The sequence below is a fragment of the Acinetobacter sp. GW821-FHT01E09 genome (genome assembly GCF_059422385.1).
In genome coordinates this window covers 1951095-1965745 of record NZ_JBWKWU010000001.1, presented here as the reverse complement: position 1 = coordinate 1965745, position 14651 = coordinate 1951095, and the positions used below count along the sequence as shown (strand labels likewise).

11 protein-coding genes are annotated in these 14651 nt (G+C 38.2%); 2 read left to right on the top strand and 9 right to left on the bottom strand.

Going from position 1 to position 14651, the window contains the following annotated elements; all coding sequences use genetic code 11:
- Window positions 1–87 precede the first annotated feature (87 nt).
- The 6 genes from AC07U8_RS08885 to AC07U8_RS08860 form a co-directional block, all read right to left on the bottom strand.
- On the bottom strand, window positions 88–1638 hold the full coding sequence (locus tag AC07U8_RS08885; RefSeq protein ID WP_494737715.1) for an OmpA family protein: 1551 nt from the start codon (window positions 1636–1638) through the stop codon (window positions 88–90).
- A 193-nt stretch (window positions 1639–1831) separates the two neighbouring features.
- A complete protein-coding gene (locus AC07U8_RS08880) occupies window positions 1832–3067 on the bottom strand; it encodes a dihydroorotase (RefSeq protein WP_004820993.1) in 1236 nt (411 codons plus the stop codon).
- A gap of 16 nt (window positions 3068–3083) precedes the next feature.
- Entirely contained in the window at window positions 3084–4100 is a 1017-nt protein-coding gene (locus AC07U8_RS08875) for an aspartate carbamoyltransferase catalytic subunit (protein WP_004721095.1), read from the bottom strand.
- Between the two features lie 94 nt (window positions 4101–4194).
- A complete protein-coding gene (locus AC07U8_RS08870) occupies window positions 4195–4788 on the bottom strand; it encodes a hypothetical protein (RefSeq protein ID WP_096733941.1) in 594 nt (197 codons plus the stop codon).
- Between the two features lie 111 nt (window positions 4789–4899).
- Window positions 4900–5259: a hypothetical protein gene (locus tag AC07U8_RS08865; RefSeq protein WP_096733940.1), complete on the bottom strand. Its 360-nt coding sequence runs from the start codon at window positions 5257–5259 to the stop codon at window positions 4900–4902.
- 164 nt (window positions 5260–5423) lie between these two features.
- Entirely contained in the window at window positions 5424–6035 is a 612-nt protein-coding gene (locus tag AC07U8_RS08860; protein ID WP_494737714.1) for a LysE family translocator, read from the bottom strand.
- Between the two features lie 189 nt (window positions 6036–6224).
- Between AC07U8_RS08860 and rlmKL the strand changes: the two genes are divergently transcribed.
- Complete coding sequence (gene rlmKL, locus AC07U8_RS08855) at window positions 6225–8429, top strand: bifunctional 23S rRNA (guanine(2069)-N(7))-methyltransferase RlmK/23S rRNA (guanine(2445)-N(2))-methyltransferase RlmL (RefSeq protein WP_004721106.1); 2205 nt, start codon at window positions 6225–6227, stop codon at window positions 8427–8429.
- 18 nt (window positions 8430–8447) lie between these two features.
- On the opposite strand, the gene AC07U8_RS08850 is transcribed toward rlmKL, so the two are convergent.
- Window positions 8448–8912: a hypothetical protein gene (locus AC07U8_RS08850; protein WP_151802052.1), complete on the bottom strand. Its 465-nt coding sequence runs from the start codon at window positions 8910–8912 to the stop codon at window positions 8448–8450.
- Between the two features lie 501 nt (window positions 8913–9413).
- Window positions 9414–11993 (bottom strand): ATP-dependent chaperone ClpB, encoded by a 2580-nt coding sequence (gene clpB / locus AC07U8_RS08845; RefSeq protein ID WP_004820987.1) that lies wholly within the window; start codon window positions 11991–11993, stop codon window positions 9414–9416.
- A 267-nt stretch (window positions 11994–12260) separates the two neighbouring features.
- On the opposite strand from clpB, the gene AC07U8_RS08840 reads away from it, so the two are divergent.
- Entirely contained in the window at window positions 12261–13409 is a 1149-nt protein-coding gene (locus tag AC07U8_RS08840; protein WP_494737713.1) for a hypothetical protein, read from the top strand.
- A gap of 57 nt (window positions 13410–13466) precedes the next feature.
- Here the strand turns inward: AC07U8_RS08840 and epsC are convergent, their stop codons facing one another.
- Entirely contained in the window at window positions 13467–14375 is a 909-nt protein-coding gene (gene epsC / locus AC07U8_RS08835; protein ID WP_004820985.1) for a serine O-acetyltransferase EpsC, read from the bottom strand.
- Window positions 14376–14651: the final 276 nt, after the last annotated feature.

Genomic DNA, 14651 nt, shown 5'->3' with positions numbered 1-14651 from the left:
GAGTAAAAAATAAAAAGCTTCTGGATATTCAGAAGCTTTTTATACAATTTATGCCCGTTTTAGCACAGAACATACCACTCAAAAGGATTATGGTGTTGTTGCACCAAGTACTTCAAACTCAATACGGCGGTTTTTAAATTGCCCTTCTTTGGTTGAATTATCTGCAATTGGATTATCTTGACCATGTCCTTCAGCTGTTAACTGTGAGGTATGGACGCCCTTTTCAACCAAATATGCAACAACTGATTTTGCGCGTTTTTCAGATAATTTTTTGTTTGAATCTGCATTTCCAACATTATCGGTATAACCTTTGACCACGAGTTTTGCATCTGGTAGTTGCTTTAACAAATTCGCTGCTTTATCCAAAATCGCTTTATTGGCTTCTGGAATACCTGAAGAACCTGTCGCAAAATTAATGACCTGTAAATTCAATGCAGCCGCAATATCATTTACATTGGCTTTATCTGCCTGAATGCTTGAAAGTGCTTGATCAGCTTGTGAATTACTTGTATCTACATTTGCAGCACTACTGGTTGGCGCTGTATTTGCATCGGCTGTTTGCTGCGCAGAAATGTGTAGGTTAGGCGCAACAGCTTTTAACTCATCTGCCAATTTTTGTGCTTGCGCTAAATCTGGTGTTTGAATGCTAAGTTGTTCACCAATCCAAGCCAATGAAATGTTTGGAATGCCTTTAATTTTAGCCAACACCTGATCTACAGCATTTTGATCTGGCAAATCAGCAGCATAAGCAGCACTGGCTGTAAGTTGACAATGATCGGTTTGGCCAAATACTGAAGCAATACTGGTTTTTAAACTATCCAGTAAAGATTGACTGCTCGATTGTGCCTGACAACTTGCTAATTTACCTTCAGCATCTGTAGAAATTTGCAGTTCAGCGGCTTGCACATCAGCAACAGCTTGTGAAGCACCACTGCTTACTGGATCTCCCCCTACAGGCGGTTTGCTACTGCATTGTTTAAATAACAATGCTGCTAATCCGGCAATCACCAACAAAGCGATAATTGGCAATAACCAATTGGATTTTTTAGGTTCATCTTGCATCGAATTTGCTGTGATTGTAGACGTATCAAGGGGTACTGGTGTGGGAGATACACTTTGTACAGGTATCGGTGCCACAGGTTCTACAGGGGGAATAACAGCCTCAGCAACAGGAGCAGCTTGCGTTGTGGCTGCGAAACCAAGACCGCCCACACTTAAACCCAATGTGGCAAATAATCCTGTTGCCCAAGCTGGCAAAGCATCTTGAATATTGTTCCATTGCGCTTTGATAAAATCAAAAATTTCATGCTTATCATCTGAACCTGCTTGATCCGCAAGTAATGATAAAGTCGGAGCGATGGAATGGTTTAATGTGGTTTCAATTTCTTGGGTTGGTGCATTGCCCGCAACCAGCCCTAAAAAATGTGCGACCGTTTCTGGTTGATGACTGAAAATATCGCCTAAGCGAGGATTTAGATTTTGTTGAAGTGTATTAATAAGTTCTGGTTTTGATTTTAAAACAGAGAGGAGAATGGGATAAAAGGCACTTAAAGCACCGATTTTTTCATCTTGAAACTGAAGATCACCCTGTAAAACTTTTGTGGTCACTCGTTCTTTTAGAAGCTCAATAATATTCATAATTTTGGACACTCCGATTTCATTGTTGTATTTGTCACATTAAAAATCATTTTATTGATCATTTTTTATTCTAGTGATTAAATTCTAATAGTTATAATAGCTTTTTGTAGCACAGCGTGTTCAATATCTATTTGAAAAGCCAGCTTATGCTGGCTTTTTGTTTCAATTTTTGCGCTTATGTAAATTTTACAGCTTAGGCAGTAAACGTTTGTAGCACTTTACCGACCATTTTTTGATTGATTAATGGCGTATTTTTTCCATGAGATAAAATACTGTCATTGTTAACAACCCATTCTAAATCTGGATCAACCAAAGCCCAACCCGATTCTTTGACCCAACGATCCGTCATATTGGCCACTTTTGCAGGAGCAAGCGTGACTTTTTCAACCCATTCTAAAGGTTCAAACAAACCTTCACGAACCAATTGCACCCCAAAAGACACATAGGTATCAAATGCGCTAATACCGGGTAAAGTTTCAGCAAAAGGCGCTAATTTCGCAGAACCACTTAAAGGTTCATGATGGGTACAAATCGCATCAATCACACCGTCTTTGACACCTTGGCGCAGTAATTCTTTATCTTTTTCAGCACGCAATGGTGGGCGCACATGTGCCAAAGAATTAAAACCATCAATCAAGTGTTCTGTTAAATGCAATTGATGCATTGCAACATCTGCCGTCACAGGCAAACCTTTGCTTTTTGCAATTTTAATCAACTCTACAGATGCACCACTTGAAAGCAAACCAAAGTGCGCTTGGACACCTGTTGCTTCAATCATCAATAGATATTTCGCAATAGCAACTGTTTCAGCCAGTGCTGGAATCATAGGTAGTCCCTGACGTGAGGCAATAAACCCCTCATGTACACAACCATCTTTTGCGATCTGGTGCTCTTCTGGATAAAACACCACGGTCATGTCTAAACCAGCTGCATATTCCAGAGTACGCAGAACCACATCATCATCTTTAAAAGTAGCATAGGCGTTTGAAACAGCAGTACAACCACCCTTTTTTAAACCTGCCATATTTGCGGGTTGTTTACCATTTAAACCTTGGGTTTGCGCACCAATCACTTGTAAATGAATACCACCATCTAACATGGCTTTTTCTACAAGTCCATGAATCAAAGCACCATTGTCCTGCACGATCGGCTTTGAATCAGGTGGGGTAAATACATGCAAAATACCATTTTCACGTGCCGCTTTACCTTCTGACTTCAAGGTACCATGCTGTTGCTGACCTGGCTCACGTAATCGTGCACACAAATCAACCATGGTCGGTATCAACCATTTTCCTTGTCCGTCTATTGTATCTACGACATTGGCAGATGATTCGACTATTTTTCCATGTTCAACATAAACCGTTTGTACAGTGTCAGTTTTTTTAATTGGGTCTAAGACACGTACATTTTCAATTTTTACACTACTCATGACTTTATCCTTAACCTTAAACCGCAATTGCTTCTAACAAACCTTTCTCTTGCAACTGACCTTGCATTGCCAAAGCCAAAACAGCCATTCGCACTGCAATACCATTGGTCACTTGATGCAAAATTACCGACTGTGCACCATCAGCAATACTAGAATCAATCTCTACACCACGATTCATCGGTCCCGGATGCATAACAATACAATCAGGTTTAGCCATGGCAAGACGGTCTTTATTTAAACCATACATTTTGTAAAATTCAGCTTGTGACGACAAAGCTGGCGAATCAATACGTTCATTTTGAATACGTAAAGTAATGATCACATCACAGTCTTTAATGCCTTCATCCATTTTATTGAACAAGCGAACGCCTTCACCATATTCATCAAAACCGCATGGAAGCAAAGTATTTGGTGCAATCACACGAATATCTTTACAGCCTAAAGTCTGTAAAGCTGCGATATCTGAACGTGCAACACGCGAATGCTTAATATCACCAATAATTGCCAGACTAATGTCTTCAAAGTTCTTTTTGGTTTCGCGGCGAATGGTTAACATATCTAACATTGCTTGAGTTGGATGAGCATGACGCCCATCTCCAGCATTGATGATTGCAACATGCGGACAAACTGTTTCAGCAATAAAATGCGCTGCGCCTGATGAAGAGTGGCGCACAACAAAAATATCTGCTGCCATCGCTTCGAGGTTCCATAGCGTATCGCGCAATGTTTCCCCTTTTGAAGTACTTGATCGTGCAATATCAATATTCAATACATTTGCAGATAAGCGTTTTGCAGCTGCTTCAAAAGTAGTTCGGGTACGTGTCGAATTTTCAAAGAATAAGTTCATCACTGTACGACCTTCTAAAAGTGGTGTCGTTATCAGTTGATTTTGATCATTTATAAAGGAATGGGCTGTATCTAGAATTTTGGTGAGGGTTGCTTTAGAAAGACCTTCGATGGTCAGGAAATGCTTTAAGTTTCCGTCATTATTGAGTTGAATCTGACTCGGTGTATGCAATGCCGCCAAGTGCATGAGAGATTCCTTAGAGGTTAAGTTAACGTATTATACAGATTTTCTTTTTCTTTGGCAGTTGAAGTTTTGGACAAATAGTCATAAAAGTCAGCGATCAAATTTTAAATTTGATCTGCTTTAAGTCTGCAAGTTTGAGTGTTAAGTTCATCAATTTTTCTCGAAGTTGCTGAATCATATTGAGGTAGTCAATATCTGATTGATCTTTTAACAGCTCAATATAAGCATCTATTCGCAGCAAGGCTTGATTACGCCATTTAAGTAATTCTGCTATTGGATGATACTTTTGTGGATCAAAATCATGCAGTTGATATTCCGATATTTGTATATTGGTTAATGTCGCATCATATTCTTTTACACGTTTTAAGCACTTTAAGGTATCTTCTAAACGAAAGCGGATCTCGTGTTCACAAAGAAATTTTAAATGTGCCAAATCCTGTTGAGCAGCAAAATATTGTGCCAATGGCAGAGTAAAATCCTCATAAGGATACCAACGCCCATGCGCACAGGAGATTAATTCTTTATATTTTTTCTGTTCAATCCACAGTTTAAACACAGCAGCCTTTGCCTGATGATAATGACTTAATCGTAGCTCAGTTTGTTGTTGCGACTCATCAGCCCTACCCACGTAAATCATTTGGTTGTTTTTTAAATATTTGCTAATTTCTGCATTGAATTTCGTATAACTCAAGCGATTTTCTCACACACATACTCAGCTTAAAAAACACTATAAATGAGTTTTAATTTTAATCACACTGTATTCATTAAGCTCTAACCCAATAGTTAGAGCTTAATACTCGACTTATCTCAATGCACCAATATAGTGATGTGAAACTTGTGCCCGATAAATTTCTTCTTCTGTTGCACCAGAAACATATGCTTCCTCGCTTTGCTCAACTTGTGTTGTCGTTACTGTATTCACAGAAGAAGCTGGTTGTTCCTGTTCTAATAAATGCTGTAAGCGCAAGGCATGACGATTTAATTCTGGATCTTGAGTCGCCAATGACATATCAATCACATACTGTGCATAGCTTTTATTATCCACTAAATACATCACATCAATCACACGCCCTGTCACACGTCTTAATCGCGTTAAGATTAATGCCCCAATGGAAAACGCATCTGCATGTGCAACAAATCTGCTGTTGTTAAGATCTTGCATAGAAATCCCCGTATTTATTAATTCATTAAAAATTCAATTAAATTTCTGAGCCAATACGATGGATAATTAAGCAAATTGTGTACCAAAATCACACCATTAAATGAATTAATAATGCATACGCATTTTTAAGGCATACGTTGAATAAAAGAATTTTAAATCAAATTTTAATGATAAAAATAGCGCCAACACATTTCCAATGAAATCAAAATTAATAACAATCCCATCACGATATTAAAAAGACGCGCCCGATTTCCTGTATTTAAAAAGCTTGCTAACTTTTCACCAGCAATCCCCCACAGTACTAAAGATAGATAACAGACAACAAAATAAATCGCTACAAAAACTAATAAAACAGCATGGATATGCCCGATTGAAAATAGCCCTGTACCTGCCACTGCGGCAATCCATGCTTTAGGATTTAGCCATTGCATTAATGCACCTTGTATAAAGGTTGGTATTTTTGCTTCATCATGGGGTTGACTTGAGATAACGGTCCCTTTTGCACGTAGAATATTGAGCCCAATCCACAACAATAAAACTGTACCTAAAATCGTGATCACATCAAGAAGTACAGGATAGATCACAATCATTTGATACAAACCAAAACAGACTGATGCCAATAACAAGGTAAAACCAATAGTCGCTCCTGAAATAAATGCAAAAGTTGCATTTACACCATAATTCATACTGCTGGTTAAGATAGTTAAATTCACAGGTCCTGGTGAAATCGACATAGACAGCGAAAAAATAAACATTGAAACAATAAGACTGAGCATTTTTTAAATTCGTTATTTGATCTTATCTACATATTGATATTTGAATATATTTCAAGCAAAAAACCCAAATTTTTAACTGAATTTAGTACTTTTTATAAAATTTCGGACTTAAAAGGCCATTCTATAAGTTTTCGTCATTAAAATACGCTAAAATACGCGATTGCTTTTTTAATGTCTTTGGAAATATTCATGAATTCGAAACCACGTCTTTCTACATATTGGGTTACCTGTGCAGATGGACTAGAAACCTTACTGCAAGAAGAAATTCAAGGTTTAGGGATTCAAGATATTGAAAAATTTCCTGGACGTTTGATCTTTAAAGGCAAACTCGAAGATGCATACCGTGTTTGTATGTGGTCACGTTTAGCTTCTCGTGTACTAACACCGATCCATGTTCATGAACTTGAATTTACCCATGACGCACGTGACGTTGCAGAAGAACTTTATGAAGGTGCGATCAATTTTGATTGGTCACTTATTTTTGCACCACAAAGTACTTTCGCAATTCGTCTTCACGTAGAACGTGATATTAAAGTCAATACACAGTTTGCAACTTTACGTGTTAAAGATGGTGTGGTTGATTCTTTCATGGAAGCTGTCGGTAAACGTCCAAGTATCGACATTAAACAGCCTGAAATTACCCTGTATGTGCTTGCTGGAAAAACTGAACACACCTATTGTTTAGATTTATCTGGGGATTCTTTACATAAGCGTGGCTATCGTCGTTTTATGACAGATGCCCCAATAAAAGAAAACCTAGCCGCCGCTATCCTACAAAAAGCACAGCTTAAACAACGCAATCCAGAAATTATTCTTGACCCAATGTGTGGTTCAGGAACCTTTATTATTGAATCATTGATGATCCTAACTGATCGTGCACCTGGTTTAGTGCGCCGTTTCGGCTTTAATGGCTGGAATGGACATGATCATGAGTTATGGATGTCGATTAAAGCTGAAGCAGCTGAACGTCATAAAGTTGCCTTAGAACAACCTTTACCTAAATTCTATGCTTATGATGCAGATTGGGAAGCAGTAAAAGCAACCAAACAAAATATTATTGCTGCTGGATTTGAGCAACAACTGGATCAAATTCAAATTGAAGAGCGTACTTTAGCAGATTGGCCTGATTTCCAAGCTGAAGGCAAAACTTCATTTATTGTCACCAACCCACCCTATGGTGAGCGTTTAGGGGAAAAAGCTTCTAACCGAGCTTTATATCTGGGTCTGTCAGCACTTCTACAAAAGAATTTCCCCAATCAACATGCTGCCGTTATCGCAGCGGCTGTTGAACAAGCTGATGTATTGGCATTTAACAATCCACAAATCTTACGTTTAATGAATGGTAAATTGCCAATTTATATCCGTTTTGGTGATATTAAACCAGCAGCTGTGGTTAAACCTTTCCTTGCAGATTGGCAACCTCAACAATTTGAAAAAATTGAAGGTGCAGAAGACTTTACCAATCGTTTGCAAAAAAATATGCAAGCTTTGAAGAAATGGGCTGTAAAAGAAGATATTTATTGTTTACGTCTCTATGATGCAGATTTACCAGACTTTAATGTCGCTGTAGATTTGTATGGTGATCGTTTACATGTTCAAGAATATGCACCACCAAAAACCATTGACCCAGAAAAAGCCAAAAAACGTTTTAACCTTGCTTTGGCTTCAATCCGTGCCGTAACAGGTCTAGGTCGTGATGCGATCTTTATCAAAACCCGTGCCCGTCAAGAAGGTAAAACCCAGTACGCAAAACAAAGTACTGCATCTAAACGTTTTATCGTACAAGAAGGTAAAGCCAAAATTTTAATCAACTTGACTGATTATCTGGATACTGGATTATTCCTAGATCACCGTCAAATGCGTCTACGTATTGCAGCTGAAGCTAAAGGAAAACATTTCCTGAACCTGTATAGTTATACCTCTACAGCAAGTCTACACGCTGCTTTAGGTGGTGCTGCAAGTACGACAAGTGTTGACTTATCCAATACTTATCTAAATTGGTCTAAAGAAAACTTTGTCTTGAATGGCTTAACGGTTGATCACCCAGATGAACAGCATCAATTCTTCTCAAGTGATTGTTTTGAATGGTTAAAAGAAGGTCATGAACAATATGACATGATTTTTATTGACCCACCAACCTTCTCAAACTCAAAGAAATTCTACGGTACTTTTGACGTGCAACGTGACCATATTTCTTTACTTAAACGTGCAATGAACCGTCTAACCACAGAGGGAACGTTGTATTTCTCAAATAACTACCGTGGTTTTGAGATGGATGAAGAAATCGATGCAATGTTTGATGTACAAGAGATCACCAATGAAACCATTGGCTTAGATTTCAAACGTAATCAAAAAATCCATAGAGCATGGAAAATTAAACACTTCCCTGTTTAATCAGGTAAGACCTCGGGCTTATTTATAAGCCACGGGGTCAATTTCATGTCCTATATAAAGTGTGACACGATCTTGGGTTGTAATTCGAACATCATGGCGTTGATATGGATTATAGCCAACCTCAATTATTCTATATTTTTCAAGTGGCTTTAAATATTTATCCCCAGGTTGATTTGGATCTGGGTCTTTTTTCTGCCACTCGAAATCAGTTAACACGGTAGAATAAATTTCATCTTTTTTAGCATCGTCTGACCTTTCCTGAGCAACTTGTTTATGCAAGTTATTTTGCTCTTCGACAGGTTGTTGTGCATTTTCCTTTACAGCTTTAATAATAATGGGTGACAGTTTAACCACACCTACAGATTGCTCCGCAAGATCTTGATCATCTAATTTATCTGCCAATGCCTCTACCGAACTGAATGCCATCAAGAGAAAACCGAGTATTTTTAAATAATCAGATTTGTCCTTATCTTTGATCATCATGATCAACTTTTCCTTTCTTATTATTCCTCATTGAAAAAACTATCAATTTTTGACCGTTTTTTCAATAAATTCATGAAAAACCCGATAATAGGTAAAACCTAAATAAACACGCATAAATATCTGATGATTAAAATAATATGATGAAGAGCCAAGGCTGCGCCGATTGCTAGTTTGGGATGGTTTATAAATCTATGCATCCCTATACCTCTGGAAGTTTGATTAGGGGATTAAACAGGCTTTTAACCTTTGCAATAATTCTGTGATGTGTAGTGTTTTCCCTATAATGCGGAAAGTCTTAATGTGCCATCTTCCTGCTCAGCCGTCTTCACTCAAGTGCCTTGCACCGATATTGCTTACCTCTACTTGCACTGATCTTGCTTACACTTTTACAGAATACTAAAGCTCTAATCATCGAAATCTGTAACACGCAAAAATATAAATGCTTATCCAATAAAAAAGCCAACCACCTTGCGGTAGTTAGCTTTGGTTATACTGGATAAATTAACTTAATTTTAATTTACCAAAATCAAGTTGACCATTTTCAGCACTGATTAAGATGGTATCACCTGCTGTAAATTGACCAGCAAGGATTTGCTGAGCCAACGGATTTTCAACCTGTTGTTGAATTGCACGTTTAAGTGGACGCGCACCATATACAGGATCAAAACCAGCATCAATCAGAATATCAAAGGCCTGATCATCGACTTTCAATCCAATGTCTCGTTCAGATAAACGTGAACGTAAACGATCCAATTGAATATCCGCAATGCCACGAATTTGTGATTTTTTCAACGAGTGGAACACCACCAATTCATCGATACGGTTAATAAACTCAGGACGGAAATGTTGTGATACGGCATTCATCACCGTTAAACGAACATCTTCATCACTGGCACCTTCACCGAGTTCACGTACATCACTTGAACCTAAGTTCGATGTCATCACAATCACGGTATTTTTAAAGTCAATCACACGGCCTTGTGAGTCTGTTAATCGACCATCATCCAACACTTGTAATAATATGTTGAATACATCTGGATGGGCTTTTTCAACTTCATCAAATAACACCACACTGTACGGTTTGCGGCGTACTGCTTCAGTTAAAACACCACCTTCTTCATAACCTACATAACCCGGAGGCGCACCCACCAAGCGACTCACCGAATGCTTTTCCATAAACTCTGACATATCGATACGGATAATCGCATCATCACTGTCAAATAAGAAGTTACCTAAAGCCTTGGTTAACTCAGTTTTACCCACCCCTGTTGGTCCAAGGAATAAGAACGAACCACTTGGACGATTTGGATCAGATAAGCCCGCACGTGAACGACGAACTGCATTTGAGACAGCAACCACAGCTTCATCCTGTCCCACCACACGGTTGTGTAAGAAATCTTCCATATGGAGCAATTTCTCACGCTCACCTTGTAGCATTTTTGACACAGGAATACCGGTTGCAGCACTGACCACTTCTGCAATTTCATTTTCAGTCACTTTGGTACGAATCAGTTTCGGTTCTTCATTGACTTCCGCAACCTCTTCTTCATTTAAGCGTTTTTGCAACTCTGGAATCACGCCATATTGCAAACGACTTGCTTCTGCCAAATCACCTTCACGTTGTGCTTTTTCAAATGCAGTACGTGCTTTATCAAGTTCGATTTGCGCCTGATTTGTACCATCGACTAGACGCTTTTCTGCAATCCAAATTTCTTCCAAATCACTATATTCTTTTTCAACATCTGCAATTTGTTTTTCCAAATGCTCAACTTCAGCTTTACTGACTGAATCTGCATCTTTTTTCACCGCTTCCAATTGCATTTTTAATTGGATTAAACGGCGGTCTAAACGGTCAAGTGGCTCAGGTTTTGAGTCAATTTCCATTTTGATACGTGATGCTGCTTCATCAATCAAATCAATCGCCTTATCTGGCAATTGACGGTCTGTAATATAGCGATGTGACATTTTCGCAGCAGCTATAATGGCAGAGTCAAGAATTTGCACACCATGATGCGTTGCATATTTGTCTTTTAGACCACGTAAAATTGCAATGGTGTCTTCAACACTTGGTTCGTCCACCAGAACTTTTTGGAAACGACGTTCCAAAGCTGCATCTTTTTCAATAAATTGACGATACTCATCCAGTGTTGTTGCACCCACACAACGTAATTCACCACGTGCCAATGCAGGTTTTAACATATTACCTGCATCCATTGCGCCATCACCTTTACCCGCACCAACAAGCGTATGTAGCTCATCAATAAATAGGATGATTTCGCCATCAAATTTAGCTAAATCTTTGAGTACGGCTTTTAAACGTTCTTCAAACTCACCACGGTATTTTGCACCAGCCAACAACGAGCCTAAGTCTAACGATAAAACACGTTTACCCTTTAAGCCTTCAGGCACTTCACCATTGATAATACGCTGTGCCAGACCTTCCACAATCGCTGTTTTACCTACACCTGGTTCACCAATCAATACTGGATTATTTTTAGTCCGACGTGACAGTACTTGAATGGTACGACGAATTTCTTCATCACGACCAATCACAGGATCGAGTTTGCCTTCCGCAGCACGTGCCGTTAAATCTACGGTATATTTATTGAGTGAATCTCGCTGATCTTCATGGTTATTTGCCATAACTTGTTCGCCACCTCGAATATTTTCAATTGCTTTGCGTAGTTTGTCGGTTGTTACACCTACACTGGTTAACAATGTTTTGGTTGCACCTGTTTCAGCAAGTGCCAAGATCACCCAGTCGGTAGATAAAAATTCATCTCCTGCTTTTTGAGCAAAACTATCTGCCAAATTAAGCGCACGTACAGCTTCTGGATTTAAATTGATATCTCCAGTTGGTGTTCCAATTTTTGGCGCATCTGTTAAGGCTTTTTGCAGTTTTGTTTTTAACTCAGGTAGATTGGCGCCTGACTGTTGCAACAAGCTAAGATTGGATGGTTCTTCCAATAAAACGGAAAGAATATGAATACCTTCAATAGCGGTATTATCATTACCCATTGCCTGAGATTGTGCATCAGATAAGGCTTGCTGCAGGCGGTTCGTAAATTTTTCAAATCGCATTCTTGTTATTCCTCACAACAAATTTTGTACTTGAATAATAAATGGGAACGTTTTTTTCGATTTCAATAGCAATAATGAATTAATTTATATATTTTTCAAAAACTTACCAAAACACTTGGAATGGATTTCAGTATTAATATCTGTGCTGAAACGTTATTTTTCAAGTAAGATGATGGAAAAATATAGAAGATTAGTTTTTTAAGCGTTTGTATTTTCAACGATATGCTTTTAGAGTAAGGAGTATTGAGAGATTTTAGTATAAGAACAATGTTGACTTTCGGTAAATCATTATCTGTATTAATTGCAGTATCTGCACTGTATGCCTGTGGCTACAAATCGCCAAATAGTGAAGAATTTCCGCACCAACATATCCAGCAATTAACACCGAATATATCAGGCTTAGAATTCACATGGTTTAAAACCTCTGATGATATGAATAGAAAAGCCATCAATGAAAATTTTATTGTCTACAATTGCCCTGAAAGTCATGTAAAACAGAACCCTGTAAAGAATTTTAAAATATGTACTTACGATCTAAATCATGATCAACAGATTCAGCCTCATTTCATTGCTGCGCAAACAAATCAATTGATCGATCAAATTTTCGCCTTAAATCACAATCACTTTCTCATCACTATAAAAACCTTTCAATCTGGTGTGAATGATCCAATGCAAGCTTATTTGTTCAATGCACAGACGCAAAATTTAACGGCCATGACTTCATTTTCCTATACTGCATTTGCTCAGACAATTTTAGAGCAAATGGTGCAAGAAAAAACATATCAAAAGAAAGTCTTAGAATATGGCACAACGGGTTATTTTGATCCTCAATATATTTCGGCCAAAGCAGCCGCAGAAGCTCAAAAAGAACATAAACAACAGCAGCAATCTGTAATCGAAAATTTCAAAGATATTTTTAGAGACAAGCCTGAACAACCAAAACGTGATTTTTCACCAGATGATTATCCTGCTCAACCTGCCGAACCTTTTAATTTAAAGCTCATTCAACAGTTAAAGCTTTATCTACAACAGCACCAAGCAGAATGTTATTTAATTCTTGATCCCGAAACACAGCTCTTAAAAACACCACAAAGTTATCTCTATAGCCGCGATTTTTCCAAATTTCTGCCAAAGTTGGAAGATGAGATAAGACTGCCTGAATGCAAAAAGCCAGTAGAGTTACCCACTGTAAATGCCAAATATCTAAAATATCAAAGTATTGATGATGTTCAAGGTTCAGGAAATCATTATATATTCTGGTTTACACCGATTGGCTATGACGTATTTGAAATCAAACAACATGGGCAAAATAAACAATTTAAGCTGCCCATTGACACTGCTTGGATATATCAAATTAGAAATAAACTGATCATCTCGGTTGATCAAACTCACTACATCATTCCACTTTCTGAATGAAGCATTTTAACCGCATAAAAATTTTAAGCTAAGCTACTCATTAAGCTTTTAATGCGCTTACACTTCTGACTTGGTTGCAGAACTTTGAGAAACCGCACTATTTGCTGCAACGCTTTGAGTAATCCATACATTTCCACCGATTACAGCGCCTTGACCAATAGTAATACGCCCAAGAATAGTTGCACCTGCATAGATCACCACATTGTCTTCTACGATTGGGTGACGTGCATATTCTTTTTGTAAACGCCCAGAATCATCAATTTCAAAACGTTTAGCACCAAGCGTAACGGCTTGGTAAATCCGTACATTTTTACCAATAATACAGGTTTCACCAATCACCACACCTGTACCATGATCAATAAAGAAACCTTGATCGACTTGTGCGCCTGGGTGTATATCAATGCCAGTTTTTGAATGTGCAATCTCAGCAATTAAACGTGCCAACAGTGACAAGTCTTTTTTATAAAACTCATGTGCAATACGATGGTAAATAATTGCCAAAATACCCGGATAACACAATAAAACCTCATCGACACTTCGCGCTGCTGGATCACCATCATAGGCCGCAATCACATCTGTATCTAAAATACGGCGTAGATCTGGTAATTTTTGCGCAAATTCACTGACGATACTTTGTGCCAATACCTCAATCACATCGGCATTTTCGTTGTGCTTTTTATATTTATAATCATAGGTTAAATTGAGTTTGACTTGCTCCAATAATGAGTGCAAAGTTTTCTCAAGTGCATGTGCAATATAAAAATTTTCACTTTGTTGGCGTAGGTCAGGTGGCCCCAGTCGCATGGGGAACAAGATGCCACACAGATCATTCATGATTTTCTTAATTTCATCTTTTGAAGGTAATTCCCTACCGCCAAAGTCTTTTAAGCTTTTACGTTGAGTACGCCATTCATTTCGAGCTTGTTGTAGCTCATCCACAATATTGGGGATATTCCATTGGGTCATATATTTACCTACTGAAATGACTTTTCACAATCCATGCGCTTAACATGAAATTTTATTATTCACTTTGAATGAACAGGGTCTGTTGGCAATTCGTTTATGTTTGCGACGACGAGTGTTTTTTAGGCGATCCGAGGCACGAAATACGAAATTTAGTCATCTAAACTAGTAGTTCGTAACGAAGTAGCGGCAAAAAACACTCTAGTCCCTCAACTACACTTTAGACTGCAAACAAAGCAGTGCTTTGTTCTTACTCTGGGTTATCGTTAAAATTATCTC